The organism is Arcicella aurantiaca (assembly GCF_003148625.1).
Classification (GTDB): domain Bacteria; phylum Bacteroidota; class Bacteroidia; order Cytophagales; family Spirosomataceae; genus Arcicella; species Arcicella aurantiaca.
In genome coordinates this window covers 127,800-148,817 of record NZ_QGGO01000005.1, presented here as the reverse complement: position 1 = coordinate 148,817, position 21,018 = coordinate 127,800, and the positions used below count along the sequence as shown (strand labels likewise).

The following is a 21,018-nucleotide window of genomic DNA, read 5'->3' as shown; positions in this document are numbered from 1 at the left end:
GCATTCTACTTTTATTAGTATTTTTGAACTATCCTTTTACAAAACAACACGATGCTTAAAAAGAATATACTGTTTTGGTTGGCACAACTTTGCTGCTGGACTTTAATAGCCTACACTGCTTTATCTTATTGTCCACTCCATGAAAATGACGTTACTGGACGTTTAATTTTCTTCTTGTCATACCTTTTTGTCGGTTTTTTAGTTGGCTATATTTATTCTTATATTTTAGAAGATATTAAGCCTGACGATTTTAAAACGGTTCAATTCCTTATATATCCATTACTTGGTAGTTGTTCTATTGGGTTAATGTTTACTGGCATTGACTACTTTTTGGGTGGTATTGGTTTCCCTGAAACATTATTTAATATTTTATCACTTTACATTCAAAATGTTTGGTTGGTTGTACCTTGTTTCTTCTTCTATCATCTTTATCATTTTTCGATTATTTATCAGGATAAACAACAACAGACCCTTAAAGCGGAAAATCTCCTGCAAATATCTGAATTAGAAAACCTCAAAAAACAATTAAACCCTCATTTTCTTTTTAATGCCTTAAATAGTATCAAAGCATTAACCATTTCTGATGGAAAATTGGCTCGTGAGTCAATCATTCAGCTATCTGATTTATTGCGACTTTCGCTTAATTTAGGCGAGCAACAGCGTGCAACACTCAGAGAAGAAATTAGATTAGCACAGAATTATTTATCTCTTGAAAAATTACGCTTTGACCACCGTCTCAATTATACTTTTAATATTCAGAAAGACTTAGAAAATGTGTTAATTATGCCAATGTCGTTAAATACATTGCTTGAAAATGCGGTTAAACACGGAATCGGTCAATTAAAATCAGGTGGTGAAATTATTATATCGGCTCATGCTGAAAAAAATATAATTTCTTTGTCGGTTGAAAATTCTGGTACTTATGACCCCAAGCCAAAGAGCGATGAAGGAGGAATTGGCTTAGATAATCTTCAAAAAAGACTTGAGTTACAATACGGTGACAGAGCTTCATTTTTTATTACCAATGAAAATAAAAAGGTAATAGCCGTTGTAAAAATGCCTTATTAATCCTAAAATAATTTCAGTAATTCGGATAATGATTGATGTGTAACATCAAAAATCAGATTTGGGAAGATTCCGAAAATCAATGCCATAAGTGCCAACGGATAAAGCATAATTTTTTCACGGAATGATAAATCTGATAGAGATTCTTCCGTGTATCTTACCCAAAAATTACCAAAGAACATTCTTTGCAAAGTCCATAAAAAGTAGGCTGCTCCAAGCACCAAACCAAAGGCAGCTAAAGCGGCTAACCATCTCGGAATCAATGTACTATTGAATCCGCCCATCAATGTGAAAATCTCACCAATAAATCCTGAAAATGCAGGCAGACCCAATGAGGCAAAGAATGCAATTGCCGTCATGGCTGTGAATAAGGGTAATTTACTGGCTAAACCTTGATAAGAATCTATTCGGCGGTCGTGTGTTCTTGAGTACAAAACACCGACCAATAAAAACAACATTGCCGATAAAATTCCATGAGAGAACATTTGATAAACTGCTCCGTTAAATCCTTCGCTGGTTAATGAGCCAATTCCTACTAAAATAAAGCCCATGTGCGAAACCGAAGAATAGGCAATCATTTTCTTTAAGTCGTTCATCGCCAAAGCATTGAATGCTCCATAAATGATTGATAATACACCAAAGCCAACTATCCAAACGGCATATTCATGAGCAATCTCTGGGAAAATTGGATAAGCAATCCTCAAAAATCCATAACCTCCAATTTTCAATAAAATCCCTGCTAAAACCACAGAAACAGGCGTTGGAGCTTCTACGTGTGCATCTGGCAACCATGTATGTACAGGCACGGCTGGTAATTTTATCCCAAAACCTATCATTAAGAAAATGAAAGACAAAGCTCGGAAAGAAAGACCTCCAATATGATTTTCAGAGAAAACATTTAACCATGAACCCGAAACATAATTGCCTTGGTCGGGCATAAAACGGAGGTCAAAAGTATGAACAATTTGCTGAGCAGGTAATTCTCCTTCCGCTAATAAACTCTGAATTTGGGTAATAATTTGTGGCGTAACGTCTGAAGCTGAATTAATTAATCCCATTTGTACTGCCGTTTCCACAGGGTCAATTACTGAAAGGTAAAGTCCAATCATTACAATTAAGATAAAAATCGAACCAACCAATGTATAAATAAAGAACTTAATTGAAGCATATTCTCTACGTGGACCTCCCCAAAGCCCAATCAGGAAGTACATCGGTAAAAGCATAAATTCAAAGAATAGATAAAATAAAAACATATCTAAAGCAATGAAACACCCGATGATAGACCCCGTTAAAAGTAAATAAAGTGAATAATAACCACGTTCTTTGGTACCAATTTCGAAAGAAGAAATCGCTCCAATAAACATCACGATACCTGTTAATAAAACCATGGGCATACTGATACCGTCCACACCCAAAAGATAATCTATTGAGCCAACGCCTAAGTTGCCAAGTGGCAAGGTAATCCAATCGTATTGTTCAAGGAATTGATAATCAGCTACTTGTTTGTCGAATTGTAAATATACAAAAGTACATAGACCTAATTCTACACCCGTAACAATTAGTGTGACCCATTTGAAATAAGGAACAAAACGCTCAGGCGTGAAAGCCAAAACAAGCGATGCAACGATGGGTAAAAATATGAGTAATGATAAAATTGACATTTTTGAAATATGCGTAACACAGACTTCAGTCTGTTCGTCATATAGACAGACTGAAGTCTGTGTTACGGATTAAAGAACAATAAAAAGAACTAAACCAATTAAGCCTAAAAAGGCGATGCCAATGTACAGTTGCACTTTTCCGCCTTGTGCTGAACGAGTAATTCGCCCAACAATTCCAGAAGAATAAGCCAAACCATTTGGAACTCCGTCAATAATTTTAGCATCAAACCAACCGATAAGTTTGGCGATATGTACCTGTAAATTAGCCAAGAAATTCACAATAGCATCTACAAACTGTTGGTCGAAAATTTGTAAATAACTTGATAATTTAACCGTAGGATTCACAAATAGTTTTTGGTAAAAAGCATCAAAAGTTGGTAAACCTGAGAATGTTTTATTTCGAGTTAAATATCCCGTCGTAACTCCGATTAAGGCAAATATGGTTGAAACAATAGCTACTAAATGATTTTCTTCGATTTTGTCACTATTCATAAAACTGATAAACCAACCATGTTCGGCACTTAGAGGATTGAGACTAAATACAAAACCTGTGGAAAAAATAGTTAAAATACCAATTGGCATTTTTATTTTCCAAGAGCCTTCATGAATGTTGTCAGGATTTACATTTTCATTTCTAAATTCTCCAAAGAAAACCATCCAAACTTGACGAGTCATGTAAAAGGCGGTTAGAATTATGCCTAAAAGAATTGCTCCCAAAAATAACTGTCTGAAAATAATAGGATTGTGTTCATCAAACCAAAGGCTCAGAATACCGTCTTTGGATAGAAAACCCGAAAACAAAGGTAAACCCATCAATGCCATCGAACATACCAAATAACAGATAAAAGTAAAGGGTATTCGCTTTCTCAATCCACCCATTAAACGCATATCTTGGGCATCAAAATCGTGTCCTGCATGGTGTAAGGCATGAATAATTGCTCCTGCGGATAGAAAAAGTCCCGCTTTGAAAAATGCGTGGGTTAATAAGTGAAAAGTTGAAAAATCGGTTCCAAGTCCTAAAACCATTAACCCCAATTGCGAAACCGTAGAATAAGCCAAAGTCTTTTTAATATCTGTTTGGAAAATGGCATAAACAGAGCCTAAAAGCATAGTTATTGCCCCAATACCAGCAATGATAGTTAGAGCATCAACGCTAAACATGGGCTGAACACGAATGAACAAATAAATCCCTGCAACCACCATCGTAGCGGCGTGAATGAGAGCCGAAACTGGTGTTGGTCCTTCCATCGCATCGGGTAGCCACGTATGCAAAGGAAACTGTGCTGACTTACCAATACAACCACAAAAAAGTAAAATACAATAAATCGTTGGTAATTGACTTTGTGATAAAGTTGTTAAATCAAGTGATTGATTATTATAAAAATACACCGCAAAAATCCCAATCAAAAAGCCTGCATCGCCAATTCTGTTCATCAAAAAGGCTTTTTTAGAGGCTTGGACGGCTTCTGGTTTTTTATACCAAAATCCAATCAGTAAATAAGAACTCAAACCCACCAATTCCCAAAAGGCATACATCACAAATAAATTATCCGTCAAAACAATGCCTAACATCGAAAATACAAAAAGACTCAAAAAACCAAAATAGCGGTATTGGTCGGGTTCGTCGTGCATATATTCAAGCGAGAAAATTTCCACTAAAAGAGCAATGAAGTTCACTAAAACCAACATCATTAAAGTTAGTGAATCAAACAAGAAACCAAATTTGTAGGCTTTATCGTTGATAGAAAACCAATCAAAAACAAGATGATTTTGAGGATTATGAAGGTTTTGAAGAAGGAAGTAGGCTGAAAAAGCAAGATTCAAGCCCGTCAGTCCGACAGTTATCCAACCTGCTAATGTATTATTTTTTTTACCCAAAATCATTGGCAAAATAAAGCCAAGAAGCGGAGTAAATAATATAAACCAAATGATGGGCATTTTTTAGAGAATAGTTGAAATGTTATTTTAAACTTTCTATAAAAAATCCTTAAATACGAAGAGATTTCTTATAAAAGTTCAATTTTGGTGTAAAGATACGACTGAAAATGCAATTCGTACTCATGGATAATTGATAAAGTCTATTAAAATTATGGAGTAATATTTTACAAGTAGTTCGGAGCTATTATGCTGAAAACAAAAACTGAGGTCTATATTTTAATCCAATTCTTTCAAAAGCGACAAACCAAAATCCCAATTACCCAAATTAGAATCGCCGTTGATATGTCCTAAATTATTGAGAACAACCAATTTACTATTCCATTTTTCAGCGAAGAATTCTGCTCGTTCAAGTGAAACATAAAAATCGTCGTCAGACGTTACTGTAATGGTTTTGAAGGGTAGGGGAGCAGTTGGCATTGGCGAAAAACCTGTTGTGCCACTTGGGTAAGAATCAGCTTCAGTATCGCTTGGTGCTACTAATAAAGCACCTTTAATAGATGTTTTATATTTTGCAAACCAGTATCCAATTGTTGAACAAGCTAAGCTATGACCCACTAAAATAACATTCTCTGCACCAATTTTTTGAATTTTTTTTTCAATATTCTTTATCCAATCTTCACAAATAGGCGTTTCCCAATCGACTTGATTTACTCGAATAAATGACGGAAAAAGCTGTTCCCAAGCCGTTTGCCAATGTTTTTCACCTGAATCGCCAAGTCCGGGAAGGATAAGAATTTGAGAGTTGAAAGTGTACATAATTTTTTAAGTAAATTTACTTAGTTTGTTTTGTAAGTATTTATTACTATATTTGTAAACGATTTCACAAATTTAGTGATTGAATTGTGAATTTAACAGAGCAAAGTGATTAAACGCCCCCAACTTCGTTTAATCACTTTTTTATTTTAATCGCTACAAAAGAGAAAAAACCCTCCTCATAGAATTTCTATAAGGAGGGTTTTCTTTTGAAAATGGATGTCTTCGTTAAAGTAAACTCCTACACCACAAAATGTTTCAATTCAATAAGATTTTGCGGTAAAGCCTTTGTGTTCCAATCTTGATGAATTGATAGAGCCGCTCCCAAAGAAGTTGCCTGAGCGACAGAAGCCGCATAAACTTCCATTTCTGGGAATGCTTTTGCCAACAAATTCATGAAAATTTCATTCTTTCCAAAACCACCATCAACAAATAATTTATTGACTGGAGCATTATGCAAAACCAATTCTGTTGAAAGCAATTGTTGAGAAACAATGTCTAAAATTAATTGGTGATAAGCTTCTTCGTAAGTCTCAAAAACACTCAAATCACGTTGTCCAAACAAAGATTCTTGCATTGGAGGTCTTCTTGCACCTCTGAGCGATTCTCCCGTATTAAGATTCTCATGTTGTAATTTTTCAATTAATTCAACTTGATATTTTACCGTTTTGAAATAATCGTTCGGTTTCTCAAAATGCGGAGCTAATCGCTTTGTTTGTTGCTCATGTTCATTTCCTGCAAATAAACGTGAAGCCTTCACGGGTTTTCCTGTGTATTGCATATAAGCGAGACAATCGTACTGTAATTCCTCTGTGGTGAGTGGAATATGATTGAATGGATTTAAGCTAATACACCAAGTTCCCGTCGAAATCAAAACGAAAGGTTCTTTGAAAGTTTCCAAATATGGAATCAGGGCAGATGAACTATCATGTAAACCTGTTCCTACTTGCAAAGCATGATTTGAAGTAATGGTTTGTGTTTTAGAATCAATCGGGGCTAATTTTTCTAAGATTTCTTCTTTTTCAAGCCATTCGTGATATTGATTTTTTTCAAAATCCCACAAATTGGTATGACAGCCAATACTGGTAATATCGCTAAAATATTTACCTGTAAAAAGGAAATGCAAAAACTGTGGTAAATGCAAAGAATGGTGAATTTGAGCGTATAAAGCTGGTTTTTCGTATTTCAAACGATATAAAACCATACCCGAATTAAGATTTCCTAAAACTGGAGATGCCGTTTGTTGTGCAAAGCGTAATTCTCCACCATAAGTATCATAAAACTGCTTTTGGAGCGTCTCTGAATATGGTTTTAGGTAATTATAAAGTGGGGCAATAACTTCTCCTTCTGAATTAAGATGCACAAAACTTGCTCCATAAGTAGAGAAGTTGAGTGCTTTTATTTCATATTGCTCAAGTTCTGCAACTTCCTTGAATGAAGATGTAACCCAAGATTTTAACAAATCGACATCTTCGCAAGGGTCGCCGTCTTCATCTTGGGTTTCAGTAAATTGCATTGATTTCTCGAAAACTATCTCGTAATTTTCGTTGAAAAAGAATAATTTTTTATTGGTTTTGCCAATGTCAAAAATGGCACATACGGGAATTTTCATTTTATAAACAAAGGATTTTACAATCCCGTAGCAATCGTTTTGAAACCTCTTTCTTTGATTAGATTTTCTCTAACTTTCAGATTTCTAAATAATCCGATTGGGTTTAATGCACCACCCGCACGTAAGCTTGCTTCTGCCACCAATGCTCTAACATCTGTACGGAAAGCATTTTGTAAAATCTCTTGACAACGAACTGTATCGTTTTCATTCTGAGCAATTTCCAAAGCTTGTCTGTCCACAGAAAGAGCTTGTGCATACGCCATCATGATAGCCTCAACAGATTGTAAAAGGTCTTCTAATGGGTCTTTCACATTGTGCGATGCGTCAATCATCCAACCTAAATCTTTGGCATGATTCATATTTCTTGCGTTCATTCCTTCCACTAATTCATTGAAAATCAAGAATAATTGGTAAGGTTTTAATGCACCTGCCGTTAAATCGTCATCACCATATTTAGAGTCGTTGAAGTGGAAACCTCCTAATTTACCTTCCATCAACAATAAAGAAACGATTTGTTCAATATTGGCATTTGGTAAATGGTGTCCTAAATCAACTAATGTATAAGCTTTCTCGCCTAATTTGCTTGCGTATAAAAGTGATTGTCCCCAGTCTCCAACTGTTGTTGAGTAGAAGTTTGGTTCTGCACATTTATATTCAACAAACATTTTCCAATTTGAAGGTAAAGCTGCATAAATTTCTTGCAAACCTTCTAATGTATTTTGGAATGCTTTTCTGAAATTTAATTGACCTGGAAAACAAGAACCGTCTGACAACCAAACTGTTAATGAGTCTGAGCCTAATTCGATACCATGTTTGATAACTTCAATGTTGTGGTCAACCGCTTGTTTGCGGATAGCTTTATTAACATTTTGTAAAGAACCAAATTTATAGCTTAACGCTTGGTCGGCTTGGTCTTGGAAAGTATTTGAGTTTACAGCGTCAAATTTCAAACCGTGTTGAGCTGCCAAATTTCTGATAGCATTTGCGTCAGTTGGTATATCCCAAGGAATGTGTAAAGAAATTGCTCCTGATGCTTGGTTTAAAGCGTGTAATAAACCAACATCTTCAATTTTTTCTTCCAATGAACGAGGTTCTCCGCCACCAGGGAAGCGACCAAAACGAGTTCCGCCCGTACCCAAAGCCCATGAAGGAATGGCAATTTGGAAATCAACTAATTGTTTGATAATTGCCTCACTATTTTCAATTTCAGAAGTGCTGAAATCTAATTTACGTTGGTGAGCTTTTAGATTATCGTCGTTATATTGTTCTATGAAAGATTTTGAGATTTGCATTTTTTTGTTAGTTTTTAGCCGAAAGCTGATAGCTGACAGCCAACGTTTTAAGCTAAATAAAATACCTCTTTTAATGGAATACTGACAGGGGAATTGTCAGGATTTGAGTCCATGATGTCGCCCATGTATGCCCACCAACGTTGCATCACTGGATGCTTGGGAAGTTCGTCCAAAGCAGCAGGATTTTCGATGGTGAGTACACCAAATAAAGCGTAAGTTTCTTCATCTAAAAAGATAGAATAATCTTGAACGCCAGTGGTTTTTAACAATTCCGTGAGTTCGGGCCACAATTCATCATGCCGACGTTTATATTCGTCTGCCTGACCTCGATGGAGTTGCATTTTAAAGGATACTTTGGGCATGATTGAAATTTTATTATTTTTGTTTATGGAAAAACCAGTATATCCAATTTATTTTGCACCAGATGAATATTGGTACGAATTTGATAGTGTAAGCGAAAATAAAATAATTAGGAAAGTTGTATTTTATACTTTGTTCGATGAAATGCCAGATGTTTTGCCTGACACTTATCAATTAGTTTTTGGAAATCTTTTACCTGACAATAGAATTGATACAGTTGATAAAAGTAATAATAAGGATATGAAAGTAGTCTTAGCAACTGTAATTCAAACCTTAATGTATTTCCTTGAACTAAATCCACAATTTTCTGTTATTTTTACAGGAAGTACACAATCACGTACCAGACTTTACAGGGCTACAATTTCAAAGCTCTTTGCCAGCCTTGATGATTCATATATTATTGAAGGACTAACATTCGATTTAGAAAAAGAGTTATTTAGTCCAAATAAGCACTATTTTGCATATTTAATTTCAAAAAAACATGGAAACTAAAATCAAATCTTTATTCCAGTTAGACCGTTCAAATTTCACGCTTGACCCATCATTAAGCGGTAAATATGAAAAAGCCTTAAACTCTCCCGACGTAATTAGAATGAGAGAAGAGCTTCGTGTTATCACAAGTAAAGTAAAAGGTTTTCCGAAATGATATTTGGAAAACCTTTTTATTTTTATCTCACAAAAGCCATCGCCACACCACCGTCAACGTTCAATACGTTTCCTGTTGATTTTCCTAAAAGTCCACCTACAAAGGCAAAACAAGCATTAGCAATATCGTCTGGTAAAATCGCTTCGTTCAATAACGTTCTTTTTGCGTAATATGCTGGCAATTCTTCAACGGTTATTCCGTAAGCTTTTGCACGTCCTTCAGCCCAACCGCCTGCCCAAATATTTGAGTCAGCAATTACAGCATCTGGGTTTACAGTATTTACTCTGATTTTATCACCACCCAATTCAGCAGCATTCAGTCTTGAAAGGTGCAATTGAGCCGCTTTTGCTGAACCATAACCTGCGTTATTTGGACCAGAAACCAAAGCATTTTTACTTACAATATTCACAACGTCTCCGCCAATTCCTTGCTTACGCATTACTGCTACGGCAGCTTGTGTTACGAAGAATTGTCCTTTTACCAAGATGTCGTACAATTTATCCCAATCTTCAAGTGTATGGCTTTCAATTGGTTTTGAGGTACTAATTCCTGCATTGTTTACAATAATATCTACTCCTCCGAATGCCAAAGAAGCGGCATCCATAGCAGAAGCAATACTTGCATTATCAGTTACGTTCAACAAAGTTGTAGCAACTGAATCTTTACCAAATTTCTTGATAAATTCTTCTTTTGCACCTGCTAAACGTTCTTCATTAATGTCATTTAAAATTACACAAGCACCTTCTTCTGCGAATTTCTTGGCAATTGCTTTTCCAATTCCACCCGCTGAACCTGTTACCATTGCAATTCTTCCTGAAAGAGCTTTTGGTTTAGGCATACGTTGTAATTTTGCTTCTTCCAACAACCAATATTCAATATCGAATGCCTCTTGGTGAGGTAAAGATGTGTATTCAGAAATGGCTTCAGCTCCTTTCATTACATTGATGGCATTAATGTAATATTCAGAAGCCAAACGTGCCATTGTCTTATCTTTTGCAAACGTGAACATACCAACGCCTGGGTATAAAATTACCACTGGGTTAGGGTCACGCATGGCAGGAGAATTTGATTTTTTACAAGCTTCATAATAAGCCTTATAACCTTCTCTGTATTCAGCAAAAACGCTATCCAAATATGCTGAATCTCCAACTTGTGCTGGGTCTAAAACCAAAGGAGCGATTTTAGTACGCAAGAAGTGGTCAGGACAAGATGTTCCGAGTGGAGCAAGTTTTGCTAAGTCGTTAGAATTGATGAATTCTAAAACACGTGCATCATCTGTAAAGTGACCAATCATTTTACGTTCTGATGAACAATATCCTCTCAACGTTGGAGCAATGCTTGCTGCTTTTTGTGTTCTATCTTCCACAGAAAGAGAGTCAATTTTTTGTCCTCCAAAAACATTTTTGTAATTAGATTCTAAATATTCAGCACATTTTTCAATTACATCAAGCGTGTTGATATAACTGTCGTAAGCAGTATCTCCCCAAGTGAAAAGTCCGTGAGAACCCAACATGATACCTTTTAATTTGATACCTTTTGCAGCCGCTTCGTTAAGGCAAGAACGTAATTGTAAGCCTAAGTCGAAACCTGGACGTTGCCAGCCTACCCAACCGATTTCTCCGTTAAATAATTCTTCCGTGATTTTTGCACCGTCTTTTGCTGCTGCAATAGCAATAGCTGCATCAGGGTGAAGGTGGTCAATGTGTTGGAATGGAAGAAATCCGTGCAAAGGCGTGTCAATAGAAGGAGCTTTTGACGCCAAATCAAAGATACAGTGGTTGAATAATTCCACCATTTTATCTTCTTTTTCGATGCCTTCATAAACATTCTCTAAAGCCAAAAGCCTTTCCATGTACAAAGCAGCACAGCCCGATTTGGTTAAAGTACCAATATCGCCACCAGAGCCTTTAATCCACATCACATCAACGTTGTTTCCCGTGAGTGGGTCTTTGTCTATAATTTTCACGGAAGTGTTGCCTCCGCCGTAATTTGTCAATCTTAAATCTGCCCCTAATAAGTTAGAGCGATAGATAAATAATGCCACTTCGTCGCCCGCTAATTCGGCCGCTTTGGCTTCGTCCCAAAGGTAAGAGACGTGTTTGTAGGTTTTCATGATTTTCTATAATTGAATTGATACAAAACTATAATTATGCCCAATTTTAACCGTCCTGTACTATCATGTGGGAATATTATGGGAATCTTTCCTATGAAAAAAACGCACTGTTTACGATAAGTTTTCTTGTGGTACAGGCTCCGAAATTTGGAACTGTCTTTGCGAAAGACTTGATAAAACCTTACCTTGTATGCAAACTCAATCAAACCATGAAAAAAGGACTTATTATACTATTATTGGTAATTTGCTACCAAACAAAAGCACAACAAATTTTTGTGAATGGACAAAGTTTGGCAACGCTCAAAAATGTTAATTATATCACGGTAAAAGCTCAAAAAACTTGGATGGCAACTCGCCTTTCGGCTTTCTTAGATTATGGACAAGGAACGTCGGAACGAGAACAGGAAATTACCGATGCTAATAAAAAATCTATGTTTTTTAAAAGTAAGGTAGAAGTTTTTAACCTACTCGACCGCAACGGTTGGGAATTGGTTGATAATTACGAAGAAACCAAAGATGGGAAAACGTATATTTTACATATTTTTCGGAGGAAGAAAATTTAATAGATGTGATGGAACACGGATTGAACGGATTAGACACGGATTTCTTTCTGGTTCAAGTGTCCTTCTTTCTGGTTCAAGCGTCCACGCTTGAACCACTCGTGCGTATGCAATGGAAAGGGGCAAGGATTAGTTAATTACAAGGGTTCAAACTCTGTCTGGTTCAAGTGTCCTCGCTTGAACCACTCGTGCGTATGCAATGGAAAGGGGCAAGGATTAGTTCATTACAGGGGTTCAAGCGAGGACGCTTGAACCAGAAAGGTAAATACAAGGGTTCAAGCGAGGACGCTTGAACCAGAGAGGTAATTACAAGGGTTCAAGCGAGGACGCTTGAACCAGACAGAGAGAGAGGAATCGTTAATTACAAGGGTTCAAGCGAGGACGCTTGAACCAGACAGAGAGATCATCTGTTCTCTAACCTCTATCATCTAACAATTTATTTTCGCTTAAATTCCACATCTCCCGCATTTGGGAAGGTGGCTATAATTTTATCAATATCTCCTTTGGGGTTAGTCTGGAAACTAAACGTAATACCATCTAAGAAATCTGTTCCTTCAAAATAATCATAGTGAAAATGAGTCAGTTCAACTTGTTTGTTGTGATAAAATGCTCGTAAACCTTTATCCGTCTTGAAAATTTGTAATGTTCCATACGCAGGATGCTCGTAAACGCCCGCATAATAATCAATTGGGTGCGACATCATTGCCCCCATTTTTCTACTGGCATTATATTCTTTCTTCTTCTTTTCTTCCTCAAATTTGGCATCATCACGGTCTTTTTTCAAACGAGAATTCCAGTCTATGGTATTCAGATTCAATAAATTATCCGAAATATAATTGGTGATGATATTAACAAAATTATAATCTACCGCACCTGTATTAGTAGTGATGAAAATACCTAAATTATTGTTCGGAAAAACGGTCATTTGCGAGCGAAAACCTTCAATTGAACCATTGTGTTGGCGACGTTGATTTCCACGATAAACATTCATATTCCAACCCATCCCGTAAGAAGAAAAACCTAATTCGGGGTACTTCGCTTCGGCTGGATATACTACTTGGATTGGCGTATGATTTTCACGAAGATTCTTTTCGGATACAATCTGTTTATCGTTAAATTTCCCGTTTTTCAATTGCATCAAAAGCCAATTTGTCATGTCGGTAGCCGTTGATTTTATTGAACCCGCCGAGCCAATGGCATCCACATTACTCCCAAAACCTGCTTCAATTAATTGGTCATTTTCTAATTTATACGACATCGCATAATCTGGACTTCTAAACATTTCTGGATAAGTCAAAACGGTATTTTTCATTTCTAAAGGAATTAAGATTTTTTCCTTAATAAACGACTCCCAAGTTTTCCCAGAAATGCGTTCAACCAACACGCCCGCCACCATGTACATGAGGTTATTGTATTGATATTGAGCGTATAAAGGCTTTGAAGGTTTTAGATATTTTAGATTTTTGAAGATGGTTTCTCTGTCATTATTCGCAAAAAGCCAAACAAAATCATGGCGTGGTAAGCCTGTTCTATGCGAAAGTATGTCCCGTGCCGTTATGTTTTTGGTTGCTTCGTCATCGTACAACTGAAAATCGGGCATATATTCTTTGATAGGTTTGTTCCAATCCAATTTTCCTTCATCCGCTAAAATTGCCAATGCTGTTGCCGTAAAAGACTTAGTACACGAAGCAATTGGGAATAAAGTATTGACGGTATTGGGTTGATTTTTCTGCGTGTTTTTCAAACCAAAAGCAAAAGTATAATAAGGTTTTCCGTCTTTTACGATGGTAATTGAAGTGGCTGGAATTTTCCATTCCGTCATCATTTGTAACACAAAATTGTTAATATTATTGAGTGTATCCGCTTGGGTTGGAGTCCCTTTTCTTTGGGCAAAATTGGAATTGAATGTAAGTAAGAAAATAGCAAAAAGTAGTAGTTTTAATTTCATAAAAACTTATTGTTATGATATGGGTTTAATAATAGCATTAGGTGAAAATTTATTAAGATAACAGCTTTTAACCATTCTATTAATATCACAAAGTTAGTTTAAGAAGCATGATTTAGTAAAATTCTTTCTTGAAAACCTACAAAACATACGGAATATTTAACAAATATAATTTACTTTTGAACCAAGGAATTTTAACATCTTTTCAAGACAAAACATGAATCGTAGAGAAGCCGTACAAAGAGTTGCCCTCATGATGGGAGGGGTACTCGCAGCCCCACTAATGGCGGGCGTAATGGGGCAGGTAACAAATACTGGTACAAGTGTAGCCGTTACAGCCGAACAAGAAGCACTTTTGGCAGAAGTTGCCGATATTATCATTCCAACTACTGATACTCCAGGAGCAAAAGCAGCTGGCGTTGAAAAATTTATCGTGCGTGTAATGCGTGATTGTTACAAAAAAGAAGACCAAGATAAGTTTTATGCAGGTTTGGCAAAATTAGACGCTGATAGCCAAACAAAATTTGGGAAAGGTTTTATCGCTTTAGATACTGCTCAGAAAAATGAAATGGTAAAACTTTCAACAACGGAAGACAAACCTTTCTTCTTGAGAATGAAAGAATTAACAGTTACAGGATATTTTACTTCTGAAATTGGAGCAACAAAAGCTTTAGCATATTTACCAATTCCAGGAAAATTTGAAGGTTGTATTCCTTTGAAACCAAAACAAAAAGCGTGGGCTCTTTAAATAATGATGAATTATGAGTTATAAATTATGAATTACTGTTCGCCTTGTTACTTGGCTATATTCATATATAATTTAAACTCACAACTCATAATTCATATCTCATAATTTATAACTTAAGAAAATGAACTTAAATATAGATGCCGTAAAGGCAATGACTTATGATGCCATCGTGATTGGCTCGGGTATATCAGGTGGTTTTGCTGCCAAAGAATTAACTGAAAAGGGTTTACGTGTTTTAATGCTCGAAAAAGGAAAGCAACTCGAACACGTAACAGGCTATGAAAACGCCATGAAAGACCCTTGGGAAATGAAATACAATGGTCGTTTGACGATTGAACAAAAAGAAACTCACCCAAAATTGGCTCGTGATTATCCGTACAACGAAATGACGGAAAAATATTGGATGAAAGATACTGACTCTTTGTATAAAGAAGATAAACGTTTCGACTGGTATCGTCCAAACATCGTGGGAGGGAAATCTATCATGTGGGGTCGTCAGTCGTATCGTTTGAGTGATATTGACTTTGAAGCAAACCTTAAAGATGGTATCGCTATCGACTGGCCAATTCGTTATAAAGATATTTCTCCGTGGTATTCTTACGTAGAGAAAATTGTCGGTATTTCTGGTGAAAAATTAGGATTGCCACAATTACCAGACGGCGAGTTTTTACCAGCAATGGAAATGTATTGTGTTGAGAAAGAAGTTAAACAACGTATGGAGAAAAATTTCCCTGGACGTAATTTAACAATGGGACGTGTTGCTAACCTTTCTGCTGCTCAAAAAGCACAAACAGACGTTGGTCGTGGAGCTTGTCAATACCGTAATAAATGTTCATTGGGTTGTCCTTATGGAGCATATTTCAGTACCCAATCTTGTACATTACCTTACGCAGCTAAAACAGGAAGATTGACGTTAAGACCTGATTCGGTAGTAACAGAAATTTTGTACGACGAGAAAAAACAAAAAGCTACGGGTGTACGTGTGCGTGATGCCGTAACGATGCAAGACCGTGAGTATTTTGCCAAAATCATTTTCGTTTGTGGTAGTGCATTAGGTTCTACGGCATTGTTGTTGAACTCAACATCACACCGTTTCCCGAATGGATTTGGTAACGATTCTGAGCAATTAGGACATAACTTAATGGACCACCACTTCCGTACAGGTGCATCAGGCGTTTGGGAAGGAGATTTGGATAAATATTATTCTGGTCGTCGTGCAAACGGTATTTATGTGCCACGTTACAGAAATATTGGTAATGATAAACGTGATTATTTACGTGGATTTGGTTATCAGGGTGGCGGTAGCCGTCAGGGCTGGCAACGTAATATTGCAGAATTGAGTTTCGGTGCTGACTACAAAAACGAAGTAACAGAACCAGGAGCTTGGACAATGGGTTTTGGTGGTTTTGGAGAAACTCTACCTTACTACGAAAACCGTATGTATCTTCACAAAACTGAAAAAGATAAGTGGGGAATGCCAATCGTGGTATTTGATGCAGAATTGAGAGAAAACGAAAAGAAAATGCGTATTGATATGCAAAATGATGCCAAAGAAATGTTGGAAGCATCAGGCTTGAAAAACGTAAGAGGATATGACAACGGTTCGTATTTAGGAATGGCAATTCACGAAATGGGAACGGCTCGTATGGGACGTGACCCTAAAACATCAGTAGTGAATGGCAACAACCAAGTACACGCTGCGAAAAACGTATTCATGACCGATGGTGCTTGTATGACTTCGGCATCATGCGTGAATCCATCATTAACTTATATGGCATTGACGGCTCGTGCAGCAGATTTTGCGGTGAAAGAGTTGAAGAAACAGAATTTGTAGGATAAACAAAATCTCATAAAAAATCCCCTTGGAGTTTTCTGAGGGGATTTTTTTATAATTATTAAGTTTTTATAGTATGAATCTCTATTTTTCCTATCTTGTATTAAAATATCTAAAATTTTTCAAATATGAGTGCTCTTCTCCAATCTCCTGAAGAAATTGAAATCGATAATCAGAAAATAATGAATATTATTGAAGGCTTAGAGCATTTTAAAAGCAGAATGCCCACTCTCAGTATATATAATAGCATAAATTTGCAAAATGCACTTACAGAGGTTACAAATCAAAGGAAAGTAATATCAAATCAAATTATAGTTTGTGGTATAATAGGATTATGCATATTTGGGTCTGGTATATATGTATTGTACAAAATAGTAAATAAAATATCAATACTAAGCCCAGACTTAGAAATACCATTAATCATAATTACTTCATTAATAATTGTCGTACTCAGTATTCTTGCTTCTTTTATATACAAACTAAATAAAATTGGCGAATCACTTGCGAATAAACATCTCGCATTAAGTACATTTAACAAGATGCAACCGTTATTACAAAATACAAATAACGATACAAGTTATGAATATAGAGATGTTGTAAAACGAATTTTGGATAGCCTTAATAATATGATAGATAATACTCAAAATATAATATAGAATTGAGTATTATGTACTATTTTATGTACAAATTTATATTCAAAAAGTGCAATTTTATTTGATTTTTAATTTAAAAACACTAAATTTGATAGTGTTTTTCATAATGTTTCTAATCATAATTATTTCCTAATCCTTTAATCATGAACTATGTATTCTAATACATTCTCTTACGAAGCAAATGAACAACTGAGGTGGAATCCTCCGTTGAGTTCACCAAAGTCATTTATAACTCTAAAACTAAAACTTACTCACTTATTTTTAATCTCTTTTCAACATCCACCTTCCCCGTAAAACCTTCTGTAAGTAGCACAGTTTTTGCTACACAATCATTGTCCATAGAATTTGTTTAAATTATCTATTTAATGGTTAAGTAATTTAGCGTAATTCATTGATAGCTATGTATTTATCTATGAGCTCCTCTATGGAAAAATATTTTATGTCCACTCGTGTAAAAATTAGCCTAAAGTTCTGATTTTAATCAAATTTTAGTTAATTTTGCACTCCCATTTTAAAATAACGATGAATAATAATCAAACATATTACGATAGAAAAGGAATATTATTAACGTTGTCATCAGAATCAATTGATTTAATTAAAGATGCAACGAATGATTATTTGTTATACTTAACGATTGATTGGTTTTTAGAGAAAAATAATCTTTCTTTATCCTCTTCCATGGGAGCTGAGGGTGAGTATTTAGTGCCAAAATTTAATCCAATTGGGATTCTTTTTTATCCATTATATTTCTCGACTGCTAATGGACACTCAAAAAATTTATTCAAAACACTAAGTCCAATTAAAGAATTTCCTTTTGGGTTATATTCTGAAAACATTATGCTTCGTGTTTTTCATTCTGCTGTAAGAGATAATATAAGAGATAATATAAGCAAGTATTTCATTGCACGAGATGGACAATTTTATGTAAAGTCTTCAAGTATAGCGAATATAGAATCGCTGATTGAATCTGAACCTATCGATTTAAAGACTGACTTGAAGTTTGAAGATGTTTATATTGAAAAAGATGATACAACTTCGGATAATAAATATTCTTCGCTCATTGATGCCCTAAAATCTGCGAGAAAATCTCTGGATATAGCAGACGGAAGACGATTTTTTAATTATGGTCTAAATGATTTTAAGAAAAAATATAATGAACATAAGAATAAGATTTCTAACAAAGAACTAACTTCGCTTTGACAGATTACGATTTTTTACTAAATTTGAATATTAGCTCCTTATCAGGGAGCTTTTTTTGTATCTACTATAATCATTTTTAGCTATGTCAATTGTAGTAACTAATAATCCCATAAAGACTCTCAATAATAAAATTTCACAATTAGAGGCTTCATCAGACGATTATCACCCTTTATTTATAGAAATATTGGTTTATCTAAATGATTTGATTTTGAGCGGTGATTATTATTTTAAAAATGATTCTTTAAACATTGATAAAATAAAAACTATTAATCAGGCTGAAATGATAAAAACTGCTCCAGTGGAGATTGAACAATCCAATGAAGCGAAGGCAATTGATAGTGATAACGATGCAATTAAAATAATTAATTATGTTTCATTAATAGCGGTTGTAGAAAAAATACAGGATGAATTTATTGAAAAAAGGAAAGAATATTTAAGAAGTGGGATTCTTGGAAAAGAAGTTAAAAAAGATTTAGATAATGGGCTATTTTCTTTTACATTACCAGAGTTTATCAATAGAGGCTTACCTGAGTTTAAAGAAAGTAAAGCAACAGCCAACAATCTTGACATTAAAAAATTAAATGCCCTTACCGTATTGCTATATTTCAATATGGCAATTGTGGAAGAGGACGAAAATTTAGCATGTAATGCCTTTCAAATTGATAAATTAACAAGAATAAGTAAATATTTAGACGAAGGAGCTAACGAAAGCAGTAGTTTGGATCTCAAACATCAACACTTCAAAACTATTCTCTTAGACAAAATAATATTTCTAAAAAAGAAGGTAGAATTACGATTAAGAATCAGTGAAGAAGATGATTTAAATCTTACAGAAATGGATGAACTCAAAAAGATAGATAAGAGTTCATCAGATGATAATGTTTCAAACATATATACTGAATTATACGAAAAGTGTATTGATTTTTATGTTTATAAAAAAAGACCATATCAAAAAAGCCCCATTGAACGAAACACAGTTTTTGGTGCAAACGGAAATAGAATATATTTTCAAAGTGATAAAGAATTTGTTTTATCATCGTGTGAAGATGTATGGAAATGGAGTCGTCATTTACGGAAAAGATTAAAAGATGAGTCGTTGCCACACAATGAAGCCCTTGCAGAAATTGAATTAGTATTAGATACTATCAAAAAACGAATAAATTCTTTTCGGAATAATAGTAATATAGAAGATAATTTTCAGTCCTTTACTTACAGTTCTGCTTATAATTTATTATTCAATACGTACATCAAAGTTTTATTAAAAAAAGAAACCGTAGATAAGTTTAAAAATTGTTTGGCAGATGCGAGTAAAGATAATCTTGATGATATTAATTTCATCAGGGATATTTTTAATAAAATTAAGGATAAACAGGACGATACTGGTATTTACGACTATCACCCTTACCAAACACTACTCAATTTTTTTAGAAATTTTACAGCAAGTGTAAGAGAAGACATTTTTTGTCTTGGAATTGACAAAGAAAATCTGGAAGAAAAGAATGAAACCGCAACCATAAAAAAAATAGAAACAAAAATTGTTCTTATCAGCGGTTTATATGAAGATGCTATTAGGCTATTTAACAAAAATCTAAAATGGTGCAAAAGTAAACATTGGAATCCTATTTATCTTGAACTACTAAGTTGTACTATTGAAAATGAATCTGAGGGTGTTAAAAGAAACCTTTTTATTGATTCTTCATTTGTATTGCCAGATAATTTCGATAAAATACAGGAAAAATGGTATGCGGAAAGTCAATATAGAATGGTAACAATGCGTTCAACCAAAAATAGAGCTCAATTTGAAATCCATAGAATTATAACTGAAAATAGTGTAGATAGAAAAAAAGAAGAATTTGAGAAAAAAGTAAAAGAAAATGAATTTAAAGCAGTTCAAATAATTGCTATGTTCATAACGATTTCTACCTTCGTTTTGACAAATGTTAAAGCATTTGAGAATAAATCGTTATCTGCGAGTTTAGCGGTAATGTTTGCTTTTGCAGCTTGTATGCTATTATTTAATGCATTTTTTAAATGGCTAATTAGAGATTCTATTCTTGTTAATTTAGATATGCTACGGTCTGGGAAAACTCGAAAAGAAAAAAAGAATCTAATTGAACAACTTACAAGCTTTTTTACAGATTATAAATATAGTTTCTCTGATGTGATTCTCCTTTCTTTAATTTTAGGATGTGGGTTACTGTCAGGATATTATAGAAGTATTGCGGATTCCCAACAAACTAAAGACAAAGAAAAACACCAAGAGGTTATTTTAGGTTATAAGGGAGAAGTGGTTGAAGCCTATTCTGATACGCTGAAGAAAATACATACATCCTACGATAAGTCATATAAACGAGATTCATTACGTTATAGTAGAGAAGACAGTATAAGAAAATACATAGAGAAATATGTTAAACCTAATGCCATGAGATAGTTTATCTCTTACATATGATTAACTGCTCAAGTTGCTGACTTTGTAGTGAAAAAATGGAAAAACAAAATTTATAGGTTTCTAAATTAAAAAATCCTCTTAGAAAACTCTAAGGGGATTTTTTGCCTTATTTCCTCTCCAAAACAAGTAAGTTCTCCCTCAAAACTGCTTACTAAGCATAATCTCTTCATTCCTAAAAATATTCCCAAA

17 protein-coding genes are annotated in these 21,018 nt (G+C 34.8%); 9 read left to right on the top strand and 8 right to left on the bottom strand.

Annotated features, from left to right (window positions below):
- The first annotated feature begins 51 nt into the window (after positions 1 to 51).
- On the top strand, positions 52 to 1,068 hold the full coding sequence (locus LV89_RS06445; protein ID WP_109742049.1) for a sensor histidine kinase: 1,017 nt from the start codon (positions 52 to 54) through the stop codon (positions 1,066 to 1,068).
- Between the two features lie 2 nt (positions 1,069 to 1,070).
- On the opposite strand, the gene LV89_RS06440 is transcribed toward LV89_RS06445, so the two are convergent.
- The 6 genes from LV89_RS06440 to rhaM all read right to left on the bottom strand — a co-directional run bounded on the left by LV89_RS06440 (position 1,071) and on the right by rhaM (position 8,683).
- Positions 1,071 to 2,726 carry a complex I subunit 4 family protein gene (locus tag LV89_RS06440; RefSeq protein WP_109742048.1) on the bottom strand — a complete coding sequence of 552 codons (1,656 nt, stop codon included), beginning with the start codon at positions 2,724 to 2,726 and terminating at the stop codon, positions 1,071 to 1,073.
- A 69-nt stretch (positions 2,727 to 2,795) separates the two neighbouring features.
- Complete coding sequence (gene nuoL / locus LV89_RS06435; protein WP_109742047.1) at positions 2,796 to 4,664, bottom strand: NADH-quinone oxidoreductase subunit L; 1,869 nt, start codon at positions 4,662 to 4,664, stop codon at positions 2,796 to 2,798.
- 216 nt (positions 4,665 to 4,880) lie between these two features.
- Entirely contained in the window at positions 4,881 to 5,420 is a 540-nt protein-coding gene (locus tag LV89_RS06430; RefSeq protein ID WP_109742046.1) for an RBBP9/YdeN family alpha/beta hydrolase, read from the bottom strand.
- Between the two features lie 238 nt (positions 5,421 to 5,658).
- Entirely contained in the window at positions 5,659 to 7,029 is a 1,371-nt protein-coding gene (locus LV89_RS06425) for an FGGY-family carbohydrate kinase (RefSeq protein WP_211321160.1), read from the bottom strand.
- Between the two features lie 17 nt (positions 7,030 to 7,046).
- Positions 7,047 to 8,321: a sugar isomerase gene (locus LV89_RS06420; RefSeq protein ID WP_109742045.1), complete on the bottom strand. Its 1,275-nt coding sequence runs from the start codon at positions 8,319 to 8,321 to the stop codon at positions 7,047 to 7,049.
- Positions 8,322 to 8,368: 47 nt separating this feature from the next.
- Positions 8,369 to 8,683, bottom strand: a complete 315-nt coding sequence (rhaM, locus tag LV89_RS06415) for an L-rhamnose mutarotase (protein ID WP_109742044.1) — start codon at positions 8,681 to 8,683, stop codon at positions 8,369 to 8,371.
- Here rhaM and LV89_RS06410 point away from each other — a divergent pair.
- Both LV89_RS06410 and LV89_RS25075 read left to right on the top strand, forming a co-directional pair.
- Complete coding sequence (locus tag LV89_RS06410; RefSeq protein WP_109742043.1) at positions 8,682 to 9,173, top strand: DUF6934 family protein; 492 nt, start codon at positions 8,682 to 8,684, stop codon at positions 9,171 to 9,173. The genes rhaM and LV89_RS06410 overlap by 2 nt on opposite strands.
- Positions 9,163 to 9,327 carry a hypothetical protein gene (locus LV89_RS25075; protein ID WP_158279528.1) on the top strand — a complete coding sequence of 55 codons (165 nt, stop codon included), beginning with the start codon at positions 9,163 to 9,165 and terminating at the stop codon, positions 9,325 to 9,327. The genes LV89_RS06410 and LV89_RS25075 overlap by 11 nt, the downstream gene beginning before the upstream one ends.
- A 22-nt stretch (positions 9,328 to 9,349) precedes the next feature.
- Here the strand turns inward: LV89_RS25075 and LV89_RS06405 are convergent, their stop codons facing one another.
- Positions 9,350 to 11,440, bottom strand: a complete 2,091-nt coding sequence (locus LV89_RS06405) for a bifunctional aldolase/short-chain dehydrogenase (protein ID WP_109742042.1) — start codon at positions 11,438 to 11,440, stop codon at positions 9,350 to 9,352.
- Between the two features lie 209 nt (positions 11,441 to 11,649).
- Between LV89_RS06405 and LV89_RS06400 the strand changes: the two genes are divergently transcribed.
- Positions 11,650 to 12,003 carry a hypothetical protein gene (locus LV89_RS06400; RefSeq protein ID WP_146199094.1) on the top strand — a complete coding sequence of 118 codons (354 nt, stop codon included), beginning with the start codon at positions 11,650 to 11,652 and terminating at the stop codon, positions 12,001 to 12,003.
- A 433-nt stretch (positions 12,004 to 12,436) separates the two neighbouring features.
- Here the strand turns inward: LV89_RS06400 and LV89_RS06395 are convergent, their stop codons facing one another.
- On the bottom strand, positions 12,437 to 13,948 hold the full coding sequence (locus LV89_RS06395; protein WP_109742040.1) for a serine hydrolase: 1,512 nt from the start codon (positions 13,946 to 13,948) through the stop codon (positions 12,437 to 12,439).
- A 214-nt stretch (positions 13,949 to 14,162) separates the two neighbouring features.
- Between LV89_RS06395 and LV89_RS06390 the strand changes: the two genes are divergently transcribed.
- The 5 genes from LV89_RS06390 to LV89_RS06370 all read left to right on the top strand — a co-directional run bounded on the left by LV89_RS06390 (position 14,163) and on the right by LV89_RS06370 (position 20,811).
- Complete coding sequence (locus LV89_RS06390) at positions 14,163 to 14,693, top strand: gluconate 2-dehydrogenase subunit 3 family protein (protein ID WP_109742039.1); 531 nt, start codon at positions 14,163 to 14,165, stop codon at positions 14,691 to 14,693.
- Positions 14,694 to 14,814: 121 nt separating this feature from the next.
- Positions 14,815 to 16,527 (top strand): GMC oxidoreductase, encoded by a 1,713-nt coding sequence (locus LV89_RS06385; protein ID WP_109742038.1) that lies wholly within the window; start codon positions 14,815 to 14,817, stop codon positions 16,525 to 16,527.
- 128 nt (positions 16,528 to 16,655) lie between these two features.
- The gene (locus tag LV89_RS06380; protein WP_109742037.1) at positions 16,656 to 17,183 is read left to right on the top strand and encodes a hypothetical protein; all 528 of its coding nucleotides are present in this window, start codon (positions 16,656 to 16,658) and stop codon (positions 17,181 to 17,183) included.
- A 519-nt stretch (positions 17,184 to 17,702) separates the two neighbouring features.
- On the top strand, positions 17,703 to 18,380 hold the full coding sequence (locus tag LV89_RS06375; protein ID WP_109742036.1) for a hypothetical protein: 678 nt from the start codon (positions 17,703 to 17,705) through the stop codon (positions 18,378 to 18,380).
- A gap of 82 nt (positions 18,381 to 18,462) precedes the next feature.
- A complete protein-coding gene (locus LV89_RS06370) occupies positions 18,463 to 20,811 on the top strand; it encodes a hypothetical protein (protein WP_109742035.1) in 2,349 nt (782 codons plus the stop codon).
- Positions 20,812 to 21,018: the final 207 nt, after the last annotated feature.